This is a genomic window from Exiguobacterium sp. 17-1, assembly GCF_023096305.1.
GTDB classification, from domain to species: Bacteria; Bacillota; Bacilli; order Exiguobacteriales; family Exiguobacteriaceae; genus Exiguobacterium_A; species Exiguobacterium_A sibiricum_A.
In genome coordinates, this window is record NZ_JALIGJ010000001.1 from 1,065,737 (window position 1) to 1,089,352 (window position 23,616).

General features: G+C 46.0%; 18 protein-coding genes and 1 tRNA gene. 14 read left to right on the forward strand and 5 right to left on the reverse strand.

Features of this window, described 5'->3' with window-relative positions:
• Positions 1-30 precede the first annotated feature (30 nt).
• Positions 31-828 carry a class I SAM-dependent methyltransferase gene (locus MUN34_RS05250; protein ID WP_247857000.1) on the forward strand — a complete coding sequence of 266 codons (798 nt, stop codon included), beginning with the start codon at positions 31-33 and terminating at the stop codon, positions 826-828.
• Between the two features lie 53 nt (positions 829-881).
• Here MUN34_RS05250 and putP read toward each other — a convergent pair whose 3' ends face one another.
• On the reverse strand, positions 882-2,354 hold the full coding sequence (gene putP, locus MUN34_RS05255; RefSeq protein ID WP_026828133.1) for a sodium/proline symporter PutP: 1,473 nt from the start codon (positions 2,352-2,354) through the stop codon (positions 882-884).
• 337 nt (positions 2,355-2,691) lie between these two features.
• Positions 2,692-3,870 carry a MalY/PatB family protein gene (locus MUN34_RS05260; RefSeq protein WP_247857001.1) on the reverse strand — a complete coding sequence of 393 codons (1,179 nt, stop codon included), beginning with the start codon at positions 3,868-3,870 and terminating at the stop codon, positions 2,692-2,694.
• A 149-nt stretch (positions 3,871-4,019) separates the two neighbouring features.
• On the opposite strand from MUN34_RS05260, the gene MUN34_RS05265 reads away from it, so the two are divergent.
• The 4 genes from MUN34_RS05265 to MUN34_RS05280 all read left to right on the forward strand — a co-directional run bounded on the left by MUN34_RS05265 (position 4,020) and on the right by MUN34_RS05280 (position 6,305).
• Positions 4,020-4,217 carry a hypothetical protein gene (locus MUN34_RS05265; protein WP_014970552.1) on the forward strand — a complete coding sequence of 66 codons (198 nt, stop codon included), beginning with the start codon at positions 4,020-4,022 and terminating at the stop codon, positions 4,215-4,217.
• A gap of 114 nt (positions 4,218-4,331) precedes the next feature.
• Positions 4,332-4,402, forward strand: a tRNA-Thr gene (locus tag MUN34_RS05270).
• Between the two features lie 93 nt (positions 4,403-4,495).
• Complete coding sequence (locus MUN34_RS05275; RefSeq protein WP_247857002.1) at positions 4,496-5,380, forward strand: helix-turn-helix domain-containing protein; 885 nt, start codon at positions 4,496-4,498, stop codon at positions 5,378-5,380.
• Positions 5,381-5,429: 49 nt separating this feature from the next.
• On the forward strand, positions 5,430-6,305 hold the full coding sequence (locus MUN34_RS05280) for a helix-turn-helix domain-containing protein (protein ID WP_247857003.1): 876 nt from the start codon (positions 5,430-5,432) through the stop codon (positions 6,303-6,305).
• Here the strand turns inward: MUN34_RS05280 and MUN34_RS05285 are convergent.
• Positions 6,302-6,931 carry an FMN-dependent NADH-azoreductase gene (locus tag MUN34_RS05285; protein ID WP_026828138.1) on the reverse strand — a complete coding sequence of 210 codons (630 nt, stop codon included), beginning with the start codon at positions 6,929-6,931 and terminating at the stop codon, positions 6,302-6,304. The two genes, MUN34_RS05280 and MUN34_RS05285, sit on opposite strands and share 4 nt — an antisense overlap.
• Before the next feature lie 412 nt (positions 6,932-7,343).
• Here MUN34_RS05285 and MUN34_RS05290 point away from each other — a divergent pair, with 412 nt between their 5' ends.
• A complete protein-coding gene (locus tag MUN34_RS05290; RefSeq protein ID WP_247857004.1) occupies positions 7,344-8,966 on the forward strand; it encodes a putative bifunctional diguanylate cyclase/phosphodiesterase in 1,623 nt (540 codons plus the stop codon).
• Positions 8,967-9,033: 67 nt separating this feature from the next.
• Here the strand turns inward: MUN34_RS05290 and MUN34_RS05295 are convergent, their stop codons facing one another.
• The gene (locus tag MUN34_RS05295; protein ID WP_247857005.1) at positions 9,034-9,720 is read right to left on the reverse strand and encodes an amino acid ABC transporter permease; all 687 of its coding nucleotides are present in this window, start codon (positions 9,718-9,720) and stop codon (positions 9,034-9,036) included.
• A complete protein-coding gene (locus MUN34_RS05300; protein ID WP_026828141.1) occupies positions 9,717-10,559 on the reverse strand; it encodes a transporter substrate-binding domain-containing protein in 843 nt (280 codons plus the stop codon). Before MUN34_RS05300 ends, MUN34_RS05295 begins: the two co-directional genes overlap by 4 nt.
• A gap of 285 nt (positions 10,560-10,844) precedes the next feature.
• Here MUN34_RS05300 and gltB point away from each other — a divergent pair, with 285 nt between their 5' ends.
• The 8 genes from gltB to MUN34_RS05340 all read left to right on the forward strand — a co-directional run bounded on the left by gltB (position 10,845) and on the right by MUN34_RS05340 (position 23,551).
• Positions 10,845-15,323 (forward strand): glutamate synthase large subunit, encoded by a 4,479-nt coding sequence (gene gltB, locus MUN34_RS05305; protein ID WP_247857006.1) that lies wholly within the window; start codon positions 10,845-10,847, stop codon positions 15,321-15,323.
• Entirely contained in the window at positions 15,320-16,789 is a 1,470-nt protein-coding gene (locus MUN34_RS05310) for a glutamate synthase subunit beta (protein WP_026828143.1), read from the forward strand. Before gltB ends, MUN34_RS05310 begins: the two co-directional genes overlap by 4 nt.
• A 170-nt stretch (positions 16,790-16,959) precedes the next feature.
• Entirely contained in the window at positions 16,960-17,253 is a 294-nt protein-coding gene (locus MUN34_RS05315) for a PTS sugar transporter subunit IIB (protein WP_026828144.1), read from the forward strand.
• The gene (locus MUN34_RS15955; RefSeq protein ID WP_247857007.1) at positions 17,246-19,282 is read left to right on the forward strand and encodes a BglG family transcription antiterminator; all 2,037 of its coding nucleotides are present in this window, start codon (positions 17,246-17,248) and stop codon (positions 19,280-19,282) included. The genes MUN34_RS05315 and MUN34_RS15955 overlap by 8 nt, the downstream gene beginning before the upstream one ends.
• Before the next feature lie 169 nt (positions 19,283-19,451).
• Positions 19,452-20,885 (forward strand): PTS mannitol transporter subunit IIBC, encoded by a 1,434-nt coding sequence (locus MUN34_RS05325; protein ID WP_247857008.1) that lies wholly within the window; start codon positions 19,452-19,454, stop codon positions 20,883-20,885.
• Positions 20,886-20,910: 25 nt separating this feature from the next.
• Entirely contained in the window at positions 20,911-21,348 is a 438-nt protein-coding gene (locus tag MUN34_RS05330; RefSeq protein WP_152538821.1) for a PTS mannitol transporter subunit IIA, read from the forward strand.
• A gap of 3 nt (positions 21,349-21,351) precedes the next feature.
• Positions 21,352-22,497 carry a mannitol-1-phosphate 5-dehydrogenase gene (locus tag MUN34_RS05335; protein ID WP_247857009.1) on the forward strand — a complete coding sequence of 382 codons (1,146 nt, stop codon included), beginning with the start codon at positions 21,352-21,354 and terminating at the stop codon, positions 22,495-22,497.
• A gap of 253 nt (positions 22,498-22,750) precedes the next feature.
• Positions 22,751-23,551 carry a hypothetical protein gene (locus MUN34_RS05340; protein WP_026828149.1) on the forward strand — a complete coding sequence of 267 codons (801 nt, stop codon included), beginning with the start codon at positions 22,751-22,753 and terminating at the stop codon, positions 23,549-23,551.
• Positions 23,552-23,616: the final 65 nt, after the last annotated feature.

Consider the following 23,616-nt stretch of genomic DNA (forward strand, 5'->3'; position numbering starts at 1 on the left):
TAGCTTATTTTTTTCTGGGAGTGAAACGGATTGGATAAACAAAAAGTTGTATTGACGACATGTTTAAGACCGACTGATGATGTGAGGACCAGATTACAGCGGCTTTCTGAAACGGAACAAACCATCGACTTCGAAGTCATCGAACGAAAAAAACTGAGTCTGCCAGCACTTCATAATCAGTATCAGCGTTCCATCCTTGTCGTGGATAAAAATCGATTGGAATATTATCCGCAAGGAGCGGATAGTTCTTTTTTCTTTCATCCGTCTAGTGCAGTTTTTCGAATTAAACAATTTGACCGCAACGGTCATGATCCATTAATTACGATTGCCCGTTTGCAAGAGGGGATGACCGTCCTTGACTGTACGTTAGGCTTAGGGGCGGACGCAATCGTCATGAGTCATGCGGTCGGACGGTCGGGTCAAGTCATCGGTCTAGAAAGCAACCCGGTGACAGCCTTGATCGTAAGGGAAGGGTTGCAGCAGTGGATTGAAGGATACGAACCAATCGTTGACGCGATGCGTCACATCGAAGTTCAATTGGCAGAACACTTAACGTATCTCAAAAAATGTGATAGCAAGACGGTGGACGTCATTTATTTTGATCCGATGTTTGAAAAAACCGTTTCGGAATCAACGCATCTAGACGGACTGCGACAACTGGCAAACTATGAACCGTTGACTAAACAAGTAGTAGCCGAAGCCAAGCGTGTCGCACGACAAAGAATCGTCTTAAAAGCTCATTTTGAAAGTGATTTATTTGAACGGTACGGATTTGAGCGGACGAAACGAAAATCATCCAAACTGCATTATGGCGTCCTTGAATTATGATGACAAGAAACCCCTCTGAGTCAGACTCAAAGGGGTTTACTTATTGGTTGAAATTATTCGACTGCTTCTTTTAATTCTTCTTCCATATCGTCAAATTTCTCTTGAACCGATTCAACCGGTTGTTTCGTCAAGAGACTGACGACGACCGTGAAGAGTAAGCTCGTGAAGAATCCAGGTACCATCTCGTAAAGTGTCGTACTGAGACCGAACTGGACCCAAAGAATGACAGTGATGGCACCGGACAACATACCGGCTAAGGCACCTTGTTTCGTCATCCGTTTCCAGTAAAGCGAAAGCAGGATGATTGGACCAAAGGCTGAACCAAAACCAGCCCAAGCATAACCGACCAGTGATAAAATCGTAGCTGACGGATTCCAAGCTAAAACGGAACCGATGACAGCGATGACCAATACGGCAATCCGTCCGGTCAAGACCAACTGTTTATCTGTCGCTTTTTTGTTTAAGAACGTTTTATAAAAATCTTCTGTTAAAGCACTTGATGTGACGAGCAACTGCGACGAAATCGTTGACATGATGGCGGCAAGAATCGCTGCCATCAGGAATCCTGTAATGTAAGGATGGAATAAGACATCAGAGAAACGGATGAATACGGTCTCCGGATCGCCCAGTCCATTGCCTTGCCCTTCAAAATAAGCAATCCCGACAAGTCCTGTCATCATGGCACCAAGAATCGAGATAAACATCCAACCAATCCCGATACGGCGTGCTTTTTTCAAATCTTTGACCGAACGAATGGCCATAAAACGAACAATGATGTGCGGTTGTCCGAAATAACCAAGTCCCCAGGCTAGGAATCCGATGATTCCGAGGAACGTTGTGCCTTTTAATGGATCAAACAATGTAGGATCCAGGTTTTCTGCATAGTTGTAGGCACCATCGATGCCACCGACGTCCGTTAAGGCAACGACCGGCACGAGGACAAGGGCGATGAACATGATACAACCCTGGACGAAGTCGGTCCAACTGACTGCGAGAAAGCCACCAAACAGTGTATAGGCGACGACGACCGCAATCGTCAAGAGCATACCATAATGATAATCAAAGCCGAATGAGCTTTCAAACAATTTACCGCCAGAGACGATACCAGCTGACGTATAGAAGGTGAAGAAGACGATAATGACGACTGCAGAAACGGTCCGTAAAATACGTGAAGTATCTTTGAAACGATTTTCTAAGAAGTCGGGAATCGTAATTGAATCATTGGCCATTTCCGTATAAAGACGAAAACGTGGCGCTAAAATCAAATAGTTAACGTAACAACCAATCAATAAACCTAAAGCGAGCCATAAAGCGGATACACCAGTTGCGTACATGGCACCGGGTAATCCCATCAACATCCAGCCACTCATATCGGATGCTCCGGCGGATAGAGCTGTGACACCTGGCCCTAAATCTCGACCACCTAACATGTAATCTTCTGTGTTTGTCGTTCGCTTGTATGCAATGTAGCCGATGGCAAGCATCATGACTAGATACAAGCTGATTGAAATCCATTCCTGCGTCATAAAATAAATCCTCCAATTAAACTTTTTTTGCGCTGTTCATGCATTTGTCAAAATAAGCACAATCGATTTGTTCCCCACCTTACAGGGTCTAAAACGACAACGCAAGTCTTCAAAATGTCTAAAAAAGTGGCTTCAACCCTCATCTGTCAAGGGGTTGGGACGTTTTTAGTCCCTCTAAAAGTTTAAACTTTCTGATTTTGGTTGTGACAATGTAACAAGAAAGAAAAACTACTGAAATGAAAAGCAGACTAAAAAAAGATATAATTAAAAATTTGTTTGCATAAAAAAACGATCCAAGTGATATAAAAATCACTTGAATCGCAGGCGTAAACGTAACTTAATCTGTAAAGACAATCGTCTGGTAAGCCGTTTGAAGACGGTCAAGAGCTTCGTCCAACTGACTGCGCGGGCATCCGAAATTCAGGCGTTCAAACGTCGAAGCATTTTTTCCGAACGGTTGTCCGTGTGTCAGGGCAAGCCCGGCCTGCTCGACTAACCAGTCAGCCCGCTCTTTCGAATCAAAAGGAAGAGCGGCACAGTCAATCCAAAGCAAGAAAGTGGCGTCCGGTGTTACGACGGTGAGACGAGGCATTTCCGTCTGAATCCTTTGTATGGCATAGTTACGGTTCTCCTCAAGGTAAACCAACAACTCCTGTAACCAATGCTCACTTTCCGGGTCCTCATAAGCAGCAATGATGGCCGTTGCCGCAAAAGCATTCGGATGCACGAAGTTCGCCTGCTGCACCTGCTCGATTTTAAGACGTAAGTCAGCGTTCGGTACAATCAGATAAGAAGCATACAGTCCCGGGATATTGAATGTTTTAGACGGAGCACTGACTAGTATTACCTGATCGTAATCAAACGCGATAATCGGATGATGCGTTACATTTGAAAACAGCAAGTCGGCATGGATTTCATCCGACAAGACGTAGACGCCGTATTGTTTAGCAAGTGCGACCAGTCGTTTCAATTCATCGAAGCTGAAAACGCGACCGGTCGGGTTATGCGGGTTACATAAAATGATCATGCGTGCTGTCTTCATCTGTTGTTCAAGCAGTGAAAAGTCGATTTCATACCGGCCATCCTGTAAACAGAGCGGATTTTCGACTAAACGTCGTCCGTTTGCTTCTATGACGTGATGGAAAGGCGGGTAGACCGGAGTCTGGATGATGATTTCATCGTTTTCTTCGGTCAGAGCCAATACGCTGTGCGCAAGTGCAGGAACGACGCCGCTGGAATAGAGGATCGTCGCCGGATCGACCGATTGATCATAACGTTTGTCAAACCAATGCTGAATGGCATGTTTTGCTTTTTCTTCAAACAGAGAATAACCAAAGTTGCCGCTTGCTGCCCGTCTTGTCAAAGCTTTTGTTATCGAGTCGGCAGGGCGGACATCCATATCTGCCACCCACATCGGAATCAGTTGATCCGATCCGAACAGTTGTTTCAAACCATCCCATTTGGCGGACCCGGTTTGTCTTTTCTCCAACACTTCATCAAACATATGCTCATTCATTTTGTTCAGTCCTTTCAATATAAACTTAACTCTATCTTCACAGTACCGAACAGGTCTCAATTCGGCAAGTTAGAAAAATAGAGGTTTTAAACAAAGGACGCATGGGAAAACTCAATATCGTACACAAAAAAAAGGACGGGGTGGATTTTATGTTACATTCAAAAGTGTTAGTAGGACGATCACCAGAAGAACTCGAAGAACGACTTAATCATTTCTTTGAGGAAAATGGTGTCGGTTCAAATTCAATCATCACACTTAAATTCTCGACATTCGTCGCATCGAAAGCGGATGAACATTATTCTGTGTTGATTGTCTTTGATAACTCATTAACTAAAACAGTCCTTTAATGCATCGTCAAAACAGTTAGGGGAGCAGAATTTCCCTTAACTGCTTTTTTTGTATTTTCCTGAAAAAGTTGATATTCATTTAGGCTTACGTTATACTAATATTAGAAAAAACAGGCTTCCGTAGGTTAATGGCAGACCTCAGCAATGGTAATGCTGCAGTGCGAGTTCGATTCTCGCCGGAAGCATCAAAATAAACAGGTCTTCCGTCACAAGTCAATCACTTGAACGGAGGACCTGTTTTTTGTTTAAAACAGGGACTGATCTTGAAGGAGACATCCATGAATCAATTAAATGTTTCGATTGGCAACGAAATTAAGCGGATCCGGCAAAAACGAAATTGGACACAATCCGAATTATGTCATGGGATTTGTAGTCAGGCAGAAATCAGTAAAATCGAGAATGGACGAAATTCACCAACGGTTGATTTATTACAACAAATCGCTGAACGGTTGCACACTCCGGTCTCATCTTTTTTTGTCGATGAAGACAAAAAAACGGATTTTCGAATGATTGATCAAGAAATAATCCAACTCACGCGCCAAAACCTAAATGCTGAAATATTTCAACGGATTGATCAATATCTGATAGAAGAAACAAATAAGGAAATTATCATTTTATTGCGCTATCATAAATTGATCATTGAAGAAAAAACAAACATCATTGATTATCGAACGTGTATTTCACAACTTTTGAATATAACGGCAGAGGAAAAATTGATTGAAGAATCATTCCTATTATATTTAAGAATTCAAATGTCGATTGCGATTTTATATACGAATTATGGGGAGTATCGCCATGCAGATTCAATATATATGATGTTATTTGAAAATGAATACTATACCGTTGAATATAAAAAAATGAAATTAAAGATTTTATATAATTACATCCGGAACTTAATCAAACAAAAAGATTTTTCTGCGATCTTAAAAGAAACTGAGACGGCGATTAATGAAAGTAATCATTTGGATGATTTAAGTTATCTCGGACACTTTTATTATCAGCGGGGATACGCTTTGGAACAGTTAAACAGCTCCTTAGAGTTGATTCAAGAAGCATACACGCTTGCCTACGGAATCTTTTTGGCGACAGAAAATACTTCATTTGCCACTATATTAGAGGATCATTTATCAGACGTGATGCATTTTTCATTAAAATCAATCTAGAAACTAGTTATGCGACAATAGTCATAAGAGAACAGAAAGGTAATTTAAGATGAAATCATTGCCCCATATGATTGGAAATGAAATCAAGCGTATTCGTAAGCAAAAAAAAATGACACAAAAAGAGTTGTGTGATGGGATATGCAGTCAAGCAGAAATCAGTAAGATTGAGAATGGACGTAATTCGCCGACAATTGATTTGTTGCAACAAATTGCTAAACGGTTGCGAGTGCCACTGTCTTTGTTATTTCGGGACCAGCTGGAAAGTGACGCCTTTCGCGAGACCGATAATCATTTATCGAGTCTGTTTCGCGAGCAGAAGTATCAAGAAATGAGGCAAGAATTATCACAATCTGATGCAACGCATCATAATGAGATTCTTTTGTTAAGAGCATATTTTTCGATTTTGTTAGAGGTAAAGACGGATAAAATTGATTACCGCACTGCTTCAACGTTACTATCACGATTGACGGATCAGGAAGACATTTGGTACGAATCGCCAAAGATGTATATTCGAATTAAGATGGCTATCTCGAATTTGCACGTAGAAAATGAGCAGTATCATCTGGCGGAAAAAGTTTATGAAGAATTGGAACAATTGACGTACGATACCGAAGAGTTAAAAAAACAATTGATTAAGATTTATTACAATCATTCTCAACTGTTAACCTATGAAAAAAAATATGAAGCTGGCTTAAAAATTACAGAAAAAGGATTGATTTACAGCTTATCGTTAAACGATGCTTCTTTCATCGCTCATTTCTATTACCAACGTGGTTATTATCATGAGGTGATGATGAGTGACGACAGCTCATCCACTGAACGTGATTATACGATAGCATATGCCTTGTTTCGTGCATTTCATTTGAACACATATGAAGAAATCGTTCTTAAAGGAAAAGAACGATTTCTACTGTTTACATTTTAAAATGTTTCCCCGGCCTTCTCACATGCGGAGAGGGCTTTTTTGACGAGTTCCTCCGCGCGGTCCGGATACTGTTGGTGTCCTTCTAAAATGATGGTCTGAACATCTTCAATGCCGAAGAAACGGAGTATGTCGAGCATGTAGCGAACGGCATGCTCGGAATCCGCTTTATCTGCAGTCGAGTAGTCCCCGCCGCGTGAATGCAACAACAATACTTGTTTTCCCTTCACCAATCCGATCGACCCTTCTGCTGTATAACGGAATGTCTGACCTGCTTGCGCAAGATAATCCATATAGTTATGAAGGGGTGCCGGGACGGTCAGGTTCCACATCGGGAAAGAGAAAACGATTTTGTCCGACTCGAGAAACCCGGTCAGATACTCTTGTAATTTGTCGAGCGGGACATGTTCATCGGTCTCTACGATTTCCCCGCGAAACAGTTTGGCGGCAGCAGTTGCGAGACGTAAATCAAAAAACGGTAACCGTTCCTCGAATAAATTTAATACAACGACTTCATCGTCCGGATGATGTGTCCGGTAACGCGATAAAAAGGCTTCATTCATGTGGGAGCTGATTCCTTTCGTTTGATGTGTACTATCATTCGCTTCGATAAATAACAGACGGCCCATGACATAACACTCCTTTCGATCTTTATTAGTCAAATACCCGATTAAAGACTTCTTTAGACCTGACATGAACACCACTGAAGCAGTTGGCTTCCTGGCCTTAAATTCTGTGATGAATGAAAAGCAAACTGATGGAGTATTTAGGTTTTAATTCCAACTTAAGAAGGAAAAGGAAAGAATGAATTTACGGAAAAGAGGGGATGATATGAAGGCGCATACCCGTCCTTCATCGGAAAATCTTCACTATCATCGCGAAGTAAAAGCAAATTACCGGCTGTTCGGGATGATTATTTTTGTGCTGACGAGTTGTGGTTCCCTTTTATATGTTTTTTCAAGCAGTATGAGCCGAACCGGGCTGGATTGGTCTATCGGATGGCGTGCCCTTATAATTTTCAGTGTGGGAGGAATTCAGTTTTTGATTGGGAAAAGTGATTTGACTGATCGTTGGAAACCGCATGTGATGTCGAGCGTCTTCTTATTAATCCCTTTCATCAACTATCCGTATATCAATAATGGGGCACAGACGGTTTGGGCAGCCTCGCTACTATTCGTCTTGACGTCCTTAGTCGTCATCAATCGAACGATGTTACTGTATGCGACGGGGATCAGTATCCTGTCCCTGTTGTATGTCTGGTTAAAAGCACCGACAGGCACATCGGTTTTTAGTTCAACCGATCATATCGCACGCATTGGATTGATTCTTATCGCGACACTGATTAGTCTGTTGATCCATAGGCAATATGTTACGCGCTTGGAACGAAATATCGACTACTTGAAACGATTAAAGGAACAAGCCTTCTTCGATTCGGTCACGGAACTGGCGAATCGGTCCTTTTTTGTCATTGAAACAGAGAAAAAAGCAGTGACAGGAGATATTATCTGTCTGATCGACCTAGATGACTTCAAGACAGTCAATGACGCTTTCGGTTACCGGACGGGAGACAGGACGCTTCATATTATCGGAAAACGGTTGATGACACGTTTTTCTGATTGCATCGTCGCAAAAGCGAGTGGAAGTGCCTTTTTATTACACGCGACATCTTCGCAACCGGATCAATTATGCGATGAGATTTTAGCGAGTATTTCTGAACGTGTCCAGATTGATTTTAAGCAAATCAATGTGACGGCGAGTATCGGGGTTTCATTCGTCAACGGAGAATCGATTGATCACGTCATCAATGATGCCGAGATTGCTTTATTTACGGCAAAATCAAATCGGAAAAATACGTTCGCCATCACGGATCAAGTAACTCAAAATGAACGTAAACGAGCAATGCAGTTGACGCGTGACTTATATGATGCCGATCTTGACCGCGATTTCTTTGTCTTGTTTCAGCCACAAGTCAATTCTGGTAATCATCGCATCACGGGAGCGGAAACTTTAGTCCGCTGGAATCATCCGAAATATGGGCTGATTTCACCACTGGAATTCATTCCATTGGCAGAACGGACGCGATTCATCGAGACACTTGGAGGATGGGTAATGCGTAAAGCCTGCCTGCAAGGACAGAAATGGTTAGACCAAGGACGAAAACCAATAACGATTGCCGTCAATGTTTCGCCTTGGCAGTTGCGACAAGAAGACTTTACCGAAAAGGTTTTGGAGATTCTACGAACGACCGGTTTTCCGCCCTACTTATTGGAGATTGAAATGACGGAACATATCTTTATTGAGGGAACGGTACAAATCATTGAAACCTTAAATGAGTTGCACCTCCATGGAATTCGGATTGCGCTTGACGATTTCGGGACAGGATTTTCGTCGATGCAAACCCTCGTCGAATTACCTTTCGATCAGTTAAAAATTCCGAAAGAGATTGTTCGTGCTGCAATCGATTCGGAAGAAAAACGAGCTATCGTCGAAATGATCATCCAACTAGGAAATCGTTTGAAGATGACGATTGTCGCAGAAGGAATTGAAGGAATGGAAGAAGCGGAACTCTTGAAAGAACTAGGGTGTCAGACGCTTCAAGGTTATTTATTCCATAAGCCGCTGGAAGCATTATCTGTTGAACCATTACTCGACCAAGAAGCCTAATACAAAAGCTCAACCATGTTTCACTTTCGTCACGTGACGTCTGTGAAAACGGTTGAGCTTTTGCACGTTATAAATAGCGGGCGAAATGACGTTCGAGCATTTCTTGTCCGGCAGCGATGATGGCACAGATACCCCAGTAGATAAAGGCGATGACAAAATAAACTGTCATGTAGTCGAACTCCCGTCCACCGACAATCTTCGCCCGTTGGAAAATCTCCGGGACCGTAATCATGGCGGCAAGCGAAGAGGCTTTGACCAAATCAAGAAGAACGTTTGACAGCGGAGGGATCGCCAGTCGAACAGCCTGAGGCAAGATGATTCCTGTGAACACACGGTATCTGGAAAGTCCGAGCGATTGTGCGGCCTCCTGTTGACCGCGGTCCACCGATAAGAGTGATGACCGAATGATTTCAGCCATATAGGCGGCACTGTTCAAACTAAAACCGGCAATGGCAGCCGTCAATGCATCCAGTTGAATGTTTATAACCGGCAAACCAAAATAAAACATGAATAATAAGACAAGAATCGGAACACCACGCATGAATGAAATATAGAGAGTGGCAATTGCTCGTAACAGACGTGATGTGGATAAACGAGCCAAAGCAAGTAACAAACCGAGACCAAGGCCAATCACCATGCTGAGCAACGAGATCCAAAGTGTATGACCGAGACCACCTAAGATATAGGGAAAAGCTTCTCGTGCTAATTCTGGATTAAAGACGGACCGCCATTCAATCTCAAAGAAGCTGTTCAATTCACGTCAACGAGCGTCGTCTTGATGTCAGGCATTTTCGAGACGTCTTTATTGGCATAGAATGTCTTCGACAGTTTAGCAAGCGTCCCATCTTTCTTCATCTTGTCGATTTCAGCATTGATGTTCGACTGTAATTCTTTGTTGTCTAAATCCATGATGAGTCCGACCTGACTTGGATTGTAGGCGATATCAGGATGAATCGTAATGTCGAAATCTTTAAAGAAATCGACAGCCAGGCTCTGCAGGTAATAATCGTTTAAGATGACATCTGTCCGTCCGTTCGAGACATCACGCAAATATTGATCATTCGTCGCATTATCATAAGTGACTTCTTTTGCACCAAATTTCTTGGCCACTTGCATGTAAGTCGTCGTTGCTTCCCCGGCTGCTTTTTTACCTTTTAAATCTTCGAGGGATTTAATGCCAGATAAATCACTTTTACGGACAATCGCCGTCCCATACGTATATTTGTATGGTTTAGAGAAGGCAAACTTTCCTTTACGTTCATCCGTAATCGTAATGTCGTTGGCTGCTAAATCCACTTGACCGGTGTTCACGCTTGTCAGCATACCGTCAAAAGACATTTCTTTAAATGCTACTTTTAAATCAAGACGTTTAGCGATTTCTTTGACGACTTCGACATCAAATCCGGTTAATTTATTACTTTTTTCTTCATGGAATGAGGTCGGATAAAGTGTACCAGCCGTTGCTACGGTCAAGGTTCCTTCTTTTTTAATTTTATCGTATGCGGTCATTTGTTTTTCTTCCTGACCACATGCACTAAGGACCAGGGCAGTTCCTGCAATCAAGAGACCCGTCCATTTCACAGAGTTTTTCATCGTTTAAATTCTCCTTTTCCTAACAAGCACTGATAATTTACTTTCTATTTAAAAATACCACGGAAAAAGGAATTGGCGCAAAAATGAATAGTCTCTTGAAAAATATTTTATTCAAAAAAATTATTCATCTATATGTAAGCGTTATCATCATGATGATACGGTCTATCAAGGAGTTGGAGTGGTTAAATTTTGGAAATATACATAGTAGCGAATAAACATAAAAAAGTGTAAAGTATATTTTAACAGAATATACAGAAAATTTTGAACGGTTAGGAGCGTGGTAATATGTCATTTCATCAAATACCGCAACGGCAAGGACTTTATGATCCGAGACAGGAACACGATGCATGTGGAATCGGGGTTTATGCTCATCGGACCGGACGAGCAAGTCATGAAATCGTTCAAAACGCCTTGAAGATGTTGTGTCAGATGGAACATCGGGGGGGACAAGGGAGTGATGCGAAAACAGGCGACGGAGCCGGCATCCTCACGCAAATACCGGATCGTCTCTTCCGCCAAACGTTACGAAATATCAACTTACCGCAAAGTGGGGACTACGGGGTAATGATGATGTTTTTACCTCGGGAAGACCGGTTACGTCAACGATTGGAACGTGTTTTGGAATCGATCATCTTATCGGAAGGACAACGGTTGATTGAGTGGCGAACTGTCCCGGTTACGAACACGGTCATCGGAGATAAAGCACGTCAAACGGAACCTGTCATCCGCCAATGTTTTATCGAAGCGAAGAACGTGGAGGGATTAGCGTTCGAGCGGACATTGTTCTTGATTCGTCGACTGTTTGAGCGAGAGGCGGAGCAACACGGCATTGAACAATACGTCTTAAGCAGCTCAAGCGAGACGATCGTCTACAAAGGGCTTGTAACGACGGATCAACTCGGCTTGTATTTCGATGATCTGCAGGATGAACGGTATCAGTCCGGTTTCGCAATCGTCCACTCGAGATTCAGTACGAACACGTTTCCGAGTTGGAAACGCGCCCATCCCAACCGCTATTTAATCCATAACGGAGAAATCAATACATTACAAGGGAACGTTCGGGCGATGCGGAGCCGGGAAAACGGGTTGGCCAAGACGACATACGGTCGTCGGGCGAAGGATGTGTTACCGATTTTGGACGAATCGGGCAGTGATTCCTCGATGCTTGATAATGCGTTTGAGTTTTTATATCTATCCGGATTGACGTTGGCGGAAACGGCATTGATGCTCGTGCCGGAACCGTTTGAACATGCAGAAGTCCGCCCGGCAAAACGGGCCTATTACGAATACCACAGCAGCATGATGGAACCGTGGGATGGTCCGTCAGCGATCGTCTTCACGAACGGGAAACAGATTGGTGCGACACTCGACCGCAATGGTCTGCGACCTGCTCGGTATATGATGATGCGGGACGGTCATTTTATGTTATCTTCCGAATCCGGTGTTCTACCGATTGCGGAACACGATATTTTATTTAAGAAACGCCTTGTTCCGGGAGAATTGTTACTTCTTGATTTTGCATCTGGTCAATTGATTTCAGATGAAGAGGTCAAGCGTGAACTCGCGATGCGTCATCCGTATGCCGAGTGGTTGGCGGAAGAGATGATTTCTTTACCGACGGACGTTAATACGGAAGAGGCATCGAATCTCGGAACGTTACAACGATTATTTGGTTACACACGGGAAGACATCGATCAATATTTGATTCCGTTGGTGGAAGAAAAAAAAGACCCGTTAGGTGCGATGGGAACGGATATCCCGCTTGCTGTCCTAAGTGAACGGCCGCAATCACTGTTCCGGTATTTTAAACAATTATTCGCACAGGTGACGAATCCGCCGATTGATGCGTTGCGGGAACAAATCGTCACTTCGACGATGACATGGCTCGGTCAGCAAGGGGAATTGCTGACACCGAACCGGCAAAATTGCCGCCGGATTCGTCTCGCATCACCGGTTCTCACGCCAACGGAAGCAGCGGCTTTAAAGCAGACGAAACTCGTTCATAAGACGCTTTCGACGGTATTTGACGGTCCGCTCGAGGAAGCACTCGAGGCGTTACTCGAGCAGGCTGTCCATGCTGTCCGGGGTGGCTGTGAACTGTTGATTCTTTCCGACCGGAATGTCCGGCCAGGTGCTGTCCCGATGCCGATTCTTCTCGCTACGAGTGCCGTTCATCATCATTTGATTCGGGAAGGTCTACGAACGAAAGTCAGTTTGATCATCGAAGGTGGCGAAGTCCGGGAAGTCCATCATTTTGCTGCCTTGGTCGGATACGGAGCAGATGCCATTCATCCTTATCTTGTCTACGCGACGTTACAGGATGCAATTGCCGAAACAATGCCGGACTATACGGAGCGATACCGGTCCGCGGTGACGGAGGGTGTGGTCAAAGTCATGTCCAAAATGGGCATTTCGACGGTATTCAGTTACCGGGGTGCACAAATTTTTGAGGCTGTTGGTATTTCCGAACAGGTCATCGACCGTTACTTCACCGGAACCGTTTCGCAACTCGACGGTTTGACCCTACCATTGATTGAACAAGAAGCTCTTCGTCAACACGAAGAGGGAATCAAACGGACACGCCTCGAGTCCGGCAGTGTCTTCCGCTATCGGCACGACGGAGAACATCATGCGTTCAATCCGGCGACGATTCATTTGTTACAACATGCGTGCCGGACCGGCCGGTATGACTTGTTCAAAATGTATTCATCCCGGATCCAGGAAGAACCGGCGACGTTTTTGCGTCATCTGATGTCTTTCCGGGAAACGGCACCGATTCCACTTGAAGAAGTGGAACCTGTAAGTGAAATCGTCAAATATTTCAAGACGGGTGCCATGTCTTACGGTTCACTATCCAAAGAGGCGCACGAGACATTAGCGATTGCGATGAACCGGCTCGGCGGGAAAAGCAACAGCGGTGAAGGCGGCGAAGAAGAGGACCGGTATCATTTGGATGAAAACGGTGACTCCCGGATGAGCCGGATCAAACAGATTGCGTCAGGACGATTCGGTGTCACGAGTGATTACCTCGTCCATGCCGACGAACTGCAAATCAAGGTTGCGCAAGGAGCGAAGCCCGGAGAGGGCGGGCAGCTGCCGGGAGAAAAGGTGTATCCGTGGATTGCCCGTGTCCGTGCCTCGACACCGGGTGTCGGATTAATTTCACCTCCGCCTCACCATGATATTTACTCAATCGAGGATTTGGCGCAGTTGATTCATGACTTGAAACGCGCGAATGATCGGGCGCGGATCAGTGTCAAACTGGTCGCAAAAGGCGGTGTCGGAACGATTGCTGCCGGCGTCGCCAAAGGGTTGGCCGATGTCATCGTCATCAGCGGTCACGATGGCGGGACCGGCGCTTCACCGAAGACCAGTATCCAACATACGGGTTTACCATGGGAACTGGGCTTGGCCGAAACGCACCAGACGTTGGCCTTAAACGGATTACGGGACCGTGTCGTTCTGGAAACGGACGGAAAGTTATTGACGGGACGCGATGTCATCATCGCTGCGATGCTCGGTGCCAATGAATACGGCTTTGCCACGGCACCATTAATTGCCGTCGGCTGCATCATGATGCGGGCCTGCCACCTCGATACGTGTCCGGTCGGTGTTGCGACACAAGATCCGAAATTGCGTGAGAAATTTACAGGATCGGCGGATCATGTCGTACATTTCATGGAATTTGTCGCCGAAGAAGTCCGTGAATATTTAGCACAACTCGGTGTGAGACGTTTAGCCGATTTAGTTGGTCGGACGGATCTGTTACAAACATCGGACCGGTTAAAGACACATTGGAAGGCATCCAGTCTCGATTTATCCCGTTTGTTCGTCATGCCGGGATATTCAGCAGAAAACCGGCAGTTCCAAGAGCATCACGTCTCGGCTTCCTTTGACGGACGTGAACTGGAAACTGTCATCACGGATCAATCCTTCGTGGAACAACAAACCTTCAGCTTCCCGGTTACGAACACGGACCGGGCAATTGGGACGAACACCGGATCACGCTTGACGCGACTCTACGGAGCGATGGGTCTTCCGACGGATCGTCTGACACTGAATCTGACAGGTTCTGCCGGTCAAAGTCTTGGGGCGTATATTCCACGCGGCATGACATTGAATGTGTCAGGAGATGCCAACGACTATGTCGGCAAGGGATTATCAGGGGGTGTCATCGCCGTTCGTCCGCAAGCAAAATCGAGTTTTGTCTCTTCGGATCAGGTCATCATCGGAAATGTCGCACTGTACGGGGCGACAAGCGGCGAACTTTACGTCAATGGTCAAGCGGGGGAACGATTTGCTGTCCGGAACAGCGGGGCAACGGCAGTCGTTGAAGGGATTGGAAACCATGGTCTCGAGTATATGACGGGCGGAAGTGTCGTCATCCTGGGCGATGTCGGACTGAATTTTGCAGCCGGAATGTCAGGTGGTGTCGCGTATGTCTTACCAAAAGACGTCACACGTTTTAAGGCCCGGATCAATCGGGAACTCGTCGTGACGGGAGCCGTTTCTGATCCGGAAGAGGCAACGCGGTTAAAAACATTCATTGAACGGCATGTCGCGCGGACGAACAGTGAACAAGGTCATGCCATCCTGGCAAACTGGGATCATGTCCTCAGCTCGTTCATTCGTGTCATTCCGACGACCTACCAAGCTGTGACGACTTTGATGGCAGGCTACGCGCAACAGGGACACAATACGGAAGAAGCGATGTTGCTGGCATTCGAGACGCATATCGGACGCGGAACAGGAGGGAAAAAATGAAGAGACGGGATCAATTCATGAACGTTCCTCGCCAGGCAGGCAAGGAACGTGACAGCAGGGAACGAGTCGGAGATTTTAATGAGTACAAAGAACGTTTTTCTGAAGCGGAAGCGTCGGAGCAGGCCAGCCGTTGTATGGATTGCGGGACACCGTTTTGCCATGTTGGTGAGACATATGGACAAGTCAAAATCGGTTGTCCGGTCTACAACTTAATTCCCGAGTGGAATGTACTCGTCGAACAAGGGAATTTCCATGAAGCTCTTCAGCGGCTCCAAGAGACAAATAACTTTCCGGAATTCACAGGCCGGGTCTGTCCCGCGCCTTGTGAAGGATCGTGTACGCTTTCCATCAACGAACCTGCCGTCACAATCAAGCACATCGAACGGACCATCATCGATATCGGTTTTGAAAAAGGATGGGTCCAACCACGTATTCCGTCGGTCAGAAGTCAACACCGGATTGCAATTGTCGGTTCAGGGCCGGCCGGCTTAGCGGCAGCCGATCAATTGAACCAAGCGGGGCATCACGTGACGGTGTTTGAACGCGAAGATCAAATTGGCGGATTATTGACATACGGGATTCCGGCGATGAAACTCTCGAAAGAGATTGTCGCCCGTCGTGTCCTCCTGCTTGAGACGGAAGGGATCACGTTCAAAACCGGTGTCAACATCGGTCTTGATCTATCACTGGATCAGCTGGAAGCCGATTACGATGCCGTCATCCTCTGTGTCGGCGCAACCGAACCACGAAAAATACAAGACGCGCCGAGTCAAGGTGTCGGATACGCAATGGATTATTTGACGAGCGCGACGCGGCAACTTCTGACAGGACAATCGTTAATCGACCTGCATGATACACGAGGAAAAGATGTCCTCGTCATCGGAGGCGGTGACACGGGAGCGGACTGTGTGGCGACGGCACTGCGGCAAGGCTGTCGATCCGTCGTCCAGTTCGGGAAACACGAGATGCCGGGTTCGGAACGGACACCGGACAACATGTGGCCGGATACACCGAATCTGTACAGCCTCGATTATGGTTATGAGGAAGCGCTTGTTCAATTCGGCCGTGATCCACGAGAATACTTGATTGCGATTGAGCGTTACACGACGGATGAAGTCGGACGATTAACCGGCGTTTGGACGATTCATAATGAAAAAATCCGCCATGCCGACGGACAGATTGAGTTTCAGAAGCTTCCCGGCACCGAAAAATATTATCCGGTCGATACGATGTTGATTGCAATCGGGTTCAGCGGCGTCGAGCAGGATGTGTTACGGCACTTACCGGTTGAGACACGAAACGGCAAGATAAAAACGCAGTCGTACGCGACTGACCGACCGGGTGTATTTGCTGCCGGCGATGCCCGGCGTGGTCAGTCCTTGATTGTTTGGGCCATCCGGGAAGGACGGGAAGTCGCTGAAAAAGTTGAGCAACATCTCTTGACCTTGCACCAGCAAACCGGTTAAACGGTACTAAAAATCAAAAAACGTTCGAGACTCCTCTCAGGGAGATTCGAACGTTTTTTGGTTTGTCATGAATGTTGGACAATCTAAAAAAAAGAAAATCGATAAACCGGTTTATCTTCTACCCATTTAGAAGCGCTTTCAGCTAGGATGAAAGAGGAGGAGTGATCAGGATGGATGCAATCAATATTATTTTTGTCTGCGAATCAGGGTTGGTCAGCAGTGTCATGGGGGCAAAAGTCTTACGGGATCGATTACAAAAAGAACGGCTGCACGTGACTGTCGAGACGTGCCGGGCGAAAGAAATTCCGAGGGGTACCAATTTTTTAATCGGACCCCGACAAATCGTATCCCATCTCCAACTGGATTCCGCGTGTCGGGTATTTGCCGTCGATCATCTGTTGGCAGCGGCGTCCTATGATGATTTAATTGACACCATTAGAAACGAGTTGATGCAAAGTGACTGATTTTACGGCCCGTGAGCGGGAAATCTTATTTTATTTACTGACGAAATCAGAACCGGTTCAAATTCAGGAAATCGCAGAGGCACTCGAAACCTCGGAACGAACGATTCAACGGGAACGTGAGCGGCTCGGACAAACAGTAGCGCCGTTCCGACTAGAAATGATTTACGTCCGGGGACGGGGCTTACAGTTGAGTGGCGATGAGGGGCATAAGCGGGAACTTCGTGAAGCGTTACTGTTATCGCATCGCCAGTTACCTTCGGCGGAAGATCGGCAGGTTGAACTCGCATATCGCCTCTTACAAGAGCAAGGAATGATCAAACTGCAGGCTTTGGCACATGCCATGTACATCGCTCCGAGTACCATCAGTCAAGATTTGGAACGGATTGATGAATGGTTTTGTCAGTATGCGCTGGAGTTAAAACGTAAAAAAGGATTAGGAGCGGAAGTCATCGGTGAAGAAATCAGCAAACGACGGCTGATGGTATCGTTGATTTTCACCCAATGGGATGTTTTGTCCTTTTATCGCTTTCTTCAGGGGCATATCGATCAACTGCCTCATTTACTTCATACCCAACAGAGGGAGTGGATTGAGGCGATTAATCAATCGTATGCCGTCATTGCTCCTTTGACGAAACAACAGGATATCAGTGATCGCCTTCTGATGCGGGCGGCGCTGAGTTTAGCGGTTCAAGCAATCCGGATGGACCAGTTTCCGATGGTCTATGAACTGAAAGCTTATCCGCTCGAAGTCCTGCATCATGTCGATACGCTTCAACGACGGTTGCCGTATGCCTTATCGATTGCCGAGCGGCAGTGGATTTCTGAGGAATTACGGAATTTTCAACAAGATCAGCTGGAGACCAGCGAAGAGTTGGTCATTCGATTACGTGTCAAACGACTCATCGAACAAGTCTCTTTATTGTATGGAGAAGCATTTATGGAAGACCAGGCACTCGAACACGGTTTAGTCAGCCACATCATGTCATATACGAAACAAAACATCGTTAACCCGTCCTATGTCATCAAACAAATCGAACGGGAGTATCCTCGTTTGTTTGATGCTGTCAAACAAGCGGCTGAATTCGTCTTCAACGATCAAACGTTTGCGGATTATGACTTAGCGTTCTGGGTGATGCATTTTGGTGCCGTTTTAAGTAAACCGTTACCGAAAACGCCCTATCGTGTTCTTGTCGTCTGTTCGGCGGGACTGGGGTCATCTAAATTATTGATGAACCGGTTACGGCAAGAATTTACTGAACTGGAGCAAGTCGAAAGTTCGTCCCTCTTTGGAATCGGCCGTCTCCAGTTGAAGGATTACGATTTCGTTTTATCGACGGTGCCGTTACCGGATATTAGTCAACCGCATCTGCTCGTGAATCCCTTACTGCCAAAGGAAGAGGTTGATCGAATCCGGAAATTGCTCGTTTCCTTACCTAAATCCTTTCAATCCGCTCCCCGTAAGGAGTCATCGGGCTGGCTGGATTTGTCCCGATTGGAAGAATTGGTCAAGACGGCAAGGCAATTAAGTGACGCCTTTTCCATTGAAACGATTTCCGCACAGACAGAAGGGTTAGAAGAAATTCTCCTCGAGATCAGCAACGGACTGGTCGATAAAAACGTGACCTCATCGGCCGTTCAGTTGTCGGCGCAACTGTTACGACGTCATGAAATGTCCGGACTCGGGATTCCAGGAACACGACTGGCCTTGTTCCACGGCCGCGATCATTCCATTCACCGGGGAGGATTCTTCATCTATGAGCTCGAGCAACCGGTTGAGCTGCTCGGGATGGATCAAGCGATTCAACCGGTCGAACGGATTTTAGTTCTGGCAGCACCGGAAGAAGCGACGGATCAGCTGTTGCAACTACTGAGTTCGATTAGTGGCGCCATTATTGAAAATGATGCGCAAACCCACCAATTCGAGTACGGGGATGTCCATCAACTCGAGCAGGTCTTGAACCGGACGTTCCGGAAAGTCATTGAAAGAGAATTGGAGACAGTCGAGCAAACGATTGATTTTTCATTGTGACCGCAAATCGGAAGAACCATTCGTTGATACGGATGGTTCTTTTAGTCTTGTCCAAGAAGGCTGCCAAAACGTGAACTAGGAAAGATTGAGTAAGCGTTTCCAAAGCGCATACAATAAGGGCATAGCAAAGCACTTATCATACGATGCAAACGAAATGGAGGGTACACCAATGACAACAACACAAGCAGGAAAGCGCGGATTGCGTGTCCAGGTTCAACGGTTCGGAAGTTTCCTCAGCGGGATGGTCATGCCAAACATCGGCGCATTCATCGCCTGGGGAATCATTACGGCGTTATTCATTCCAACCGGGTGGGCACCGAATAAAAGTCTGGCAGAATTAGTCGGTCCGACGATCACGTATCTGTTACCGCTGCTGATTGGATTTACCGGCGGGAAATTGATGCATGATGTCCGGGGAGGAGTCGTCGGGGCACTGGCGACGATGGGCGTCATCGTCGGAACCGAAATCCCGATGTTCCTTGGCGCAATGGTCATGGGACCACTTGGTGGATTTACGATTAAGAAATTTGATCAGCTGATTGAAGGGAAAATCAAACCGGGTCTTGAGATGCTCGTCAACAACTTCTCGGTCGGGATTATCGGCGGTTTGTTGATGATCGGCGGATTTAAACTGTTCGGACCACTGATGACAGGACTGGACGATATCATGGCAGCGGCAGTCGGAGCCATTGTCAGTGCACACCTGTTACCGCTCGCCAGTCTGTTCATTGAACCGGCTAAAATCTTGTTCCTGAACAATGCAATCAACCACGGGATTTTAAGTCCGCTCGGGTTGGATCAAGTCAGTGAAGCCGGAAAATCGGTTCTGTTTTTACTCGAAGCCAATCCAGGTCCTGGTCTCGGTTTGTTACTTGCATATTCGGTCTTCGGTTCCGGAGCAGCGAAAAAGACGGCTCCAGGGGCAGCATTCATCCAATTCATCGGCGGGATTCATGAAATTTACTTCCCGTATGTATTGATGAAACCCGTCCTCCTGCTCGCGATGATTGCCGGAGGAATGAGCGGTATCCTAACATTCGTCTTATTTGATGTCGGTCTTGTCGCACCTGCTTCACCGGGTAGCATCATTGCGGTCCTCGCGATGGCATCCCGCGGTTCATATATCGGACTCGTTGCCGGAATCCTAATTTCCGCATCGGTGACATTCGTCGTATCAGCAGTCTTACTGAAAACAAGCAAAGCAAAAGAAACATCACTTGAAGAAGCGACGGCTAATGTCAGCGCGATGAAAGGCAAGAATTCAATTGCTTCCTCGCTCGTCTCTGCTGAATCGGCCACTTCGTTAGCAGAAGTCGAACACATCATTTTTGCCTGCGATGCCGGAATGGGATCGAGTGCGATGGGCGCATCCGTCTTACGTAACAAAATCAATAAAGCCGGACTGCCGATCAAAGTGACGAACACGTCAATCAGTCAACTTCCGAAAGATGCCGAGTTCATCATCACGCACCAGGATTTGACGCAACGGGCGAAGGAACAAGTGCCGCAAGCCGAACACCGTTCCGTCGAAAACTTCTTGAATGCGGGTTACTATGATCAACTGGTTCACGAAATCGAAACTGCACGAAATAAAATTTCTTAAAAAAATAGACAGGAGTGGATGAATGATGGCAACAGCGATGAAACTAGAAAAAGAGATGGTTTTACTAAATCAACATTTTAGTACAGATGAGGAAGCGATTGAAGCAGCTGGAGCGTTACTTGTTAATCACGGCTACGTCCGTCCGAACTATATCGAATCGATGAAAACCCGGCACCGGTTGTCGACGGTTTATATCGGAAACCATGTCGCAATTCCGCATGGCACGGAAGAGGCAAAAGAAGAAGTCCTGAAAACGGGATTATCGATTCTGCAAGTTCCGAACGGTGTGTCGTTCGGAACAGAACAGGCGAAGCTGATTATCGGTATCGCGGGTATCGGCGACGAACACCTTGAACTGCTTTCGCACATTGCCATCATCTGTTCGGACGAAGACAATGTCGAACGGTTGGTCGAAGCGGAGACGGCCGAAGAAATGATTCAATTGCTGTCTGTGGAGGTGTAAGGCATGAAAGCGATTCATTTTGGAGCAGGAAACATTGGTCGGGGATTCATTGGCTTACAACTGGTTAAATCGGGTTATGATGTCTGTTTCATTGACGTCAACGCCGAAGTCGTCGAAGCGTTAAAGTCACGCCGGGCGTATACGGTTGGCTATGCGGCAGAAGATGCGGCGGTAGAAGAGGTATCAAACGTGACCGCCCTGAATAGTCAGACCGAAGCCGAGCGGGTGATTGAAGCGATTGCCACAGCAGATGTTGTAACGACAGCAGTCGGGCCGACGTTGCTAGCGAAAATCGCTCCGTTACTGGCTGAGGGAATCAAACGGCGGGGGACAATGAAAAATGTATATGTCATCGCTTGTGAAAACATGATTGAGGGATCCAGTCATTTGCAGCAAGAAGTGATGCACCATCTCGATATGATACCGAGCAACGTCTTTTTCCCGAATGCCGCCGTCGACCGGATCGTTCCGTTACAACACCATGACGATCCGTTATATGTCGAAGTCGAACCGTTTTTCGAATGGGTCATTGAGACGAAGGCATTACCGGACAGTTATCCGGTGTTCGAAGGGGTAACATACGTCACGGACATCATACCGTTCATCGAACGAAAGTTATTCACCGTCAACACCGGCCACGCAATCGCTTCATACCTAGGTGCTTTATTTGGAAAAGAGACGATTGCCGAAAGTCTGCAGGACGTCCGTGTCCGACGCGGCGTACAGACTGCTTTATACGAGACCGGCTGGCTGTTGCTTGAAAAATACGGCTTTGATCCAAAAGATCACAGTGCATATATCCAGAAAAACATTAAACGATTTGAAAATCCTCGGATTCATGATGAAATCGTCCGGGTTGCCCGTTCGCCGATCCGTAAACTCGGACCACGCGACCGCCTGGTCAAACCGGCTCGTGAATTAATGGACCGCGGTATCGAAGCGAATGGGTTAGCCCAAGGGATTGCAGCCGCCTTAACCTATTCTGATCCAAATGATTCGGAATCTTCTGAATTAAATACTTTTATTGAAGAACATGGAATTCGACAGACGGTCACAACCTATCTTGGTCTGGAAGCGGAAGAACGTCTCAGTCAATTGATTGTCAGTCAATATGAACAGATGCATCCGATGAGTGATTCGATTGCATGATCGAGTTCGACTTCAACCAGTCCCGTTTTTACGGAGACTGGTTTTTTCTTGTATGAGGACATGAGAATTCTGCGGAAGCATTATAAACCTCCGCCTACTGTTGAAATTTCCAAATCTTTAACATAAATCAGCAGCTTTGTGTATAACAGATTTAGAATATTCGTTATCGAATATTTTTTGTGGTTTTTGCGATGTACGCTATAGAAACGGAACTATTCTCCGATCCGATTCTTAGTTAAGAGAAGGTGGAATTATGCAAAATTACAAAGTGAACGTATATATGGCAAAAGGCACACGATTAAAATCCAATCATTCTTTAACAGCCAAACACTTGATTTATACCAGTCAGTTTTCTTCACATACACCGGTTGAACTGCTTCATCAATTGCTGTTAAATCGTCTGAGACTTGAACAGGAACAGAATCAACACTTGTTGATGTATACGCTCGAAGTCAACACGGTCGTCGACCAATACGTCATCGATGTCCGTCTTTCTTCTGAGGGGGATGTGTCGGAAACAATGGAACGCGGACTGATTGAATTGATTGAACGAGAAGAAGTGAGACATATTCAAGCGCTCGAAATCGGAAAACCGGATTATGCCGAATTTGCTCATTTGGTCTTGCATGTCAAACCGGGAGCTCTCCGTGTCGATCAAGAAAAAATGCAGCGCATCTTCGATGGGTCTGGTGTCAACGGTCAAATCATTTTACAAAAAGAACGGATTGACAGCCGGGAACCATGCCATTCAATTCAATTGTTGATCGGTGGGATGGAGAAGAGTTTATACAGTCTATCGCATTACCAACTAGATCCGCTGTTCCGGAAGTATGGTTTAGTCATCCAGTCCTTGAATCTGTTACCGTTTGATTTGTTTTTAATTCGTGATAAAGTGGCGATGTTATCGTCTGCTGACGCTACACGGTTGTGGATTGATGACATTACGACTTCTAAAAACGGTAGAAGCCACCAAATTTGCTTTAAGGACGGTCAAGAATTCATGACGGTCATCTGTGATTTACACGGTTCGATCCGTTCTTATAAATGTTCTTAAGACAGTCTTTGACGTTTAACATGGTTTCATTTCGGTTAAATCCTTTAGAGAAGAAACTGAAGCTA

Coding starts and splice junctions, on each gene's coding strand:
- putP (WP_026828133.1), bottom strand. CDS start 2,354: ATGACGCAGGAATGGATTTCAATCAGCTTGTATCTAGTCATGATGCTT.
- MUN34_RS05260 (WP_247857001.1), bottom strand. CDS start 3,870: ATGAATGAGCATATGTTTGATGAAGTGTTGGAGAAAAGACAAACCGGG.
- MUN34_RS05265 (WP_014970552.1), top strand. CDS start 4,020: ATGTTACATTCAAAAGTGTTAGTAGGACGATCACCAGAAGAACTCGAA.
- MUN34_RS05275 (WP_247857002.1), top strand. CDS start 4,496: ATGAATCAATTAAATGTTTCGATTGGCAACGAAATTAAGCGGATCCGG.
- MUN34_RS05280 (WP_247857003.1), top strand. CDS start 5,430: ATGAAATCATTGCCCCATATGATTGGAAATGAAATCAAGCGTATTCGT.
- MUN34_RS05285 (WP_026828138.1), bottom strand. CDS start 6,931: ATGGGCCGTCTGTTATTTATCGAAGCGAATGATAGTACACATCAAACG.
- MUN34_RS05300 (WP_026828141.1), bottom strand. CDS start 10,559: ATGAAAAACTCTGTGAAATGGACGGGTCTCTTGATTGCAGGAACTGCC.
- gltB (WP_247857006.1), top strand. CDS start 10,845: ATGTCATTTCATCAAATACCGCAACGGCAAGGACTTTATGATCCGAGA.
- MUN34_RS05310 (WP_026828143.1), top strand. CDS start 15,320: ATGAAGAGACGGGATCAATTCATGAACGTTCCTCGCCAGGCAGGCAAG.
- MUN34_RS05315 (WP_026828144.1), top strand. CDS start 16,960: ATGGATGCAATCAATATTATTTTTGTCTGCGAATCAGGGTTGGTCAGC.
- MUN34_RS05325 (WP_247857008.1), top strand. CDS start 19,452: ATGACAACAACACAAGCAGGAAAGCGCGGATTGCGTGTCCAGGTTCAA.
- MUN34_RS05330 (WP_152538821.1), top strand. CDS start 20,911: ATGGCAACAGCGATGAAACTAGAAAAAGAGATGGTTTTACTAAATCAA.
- MUN34_RS05335 (WP_247857009.1), top strand. CDS start 21,352: ATGAAAGCGATTCATTTTGGAGCAGGAAACATTGGTCGGGGATTCATT.
- MUN34_RS05340 (WP_026828149.1), top strand. CDS start 22,751: ATGCAAAATTACAAAGTGAACGTATATATGGCAAAAGGCACACGATTA.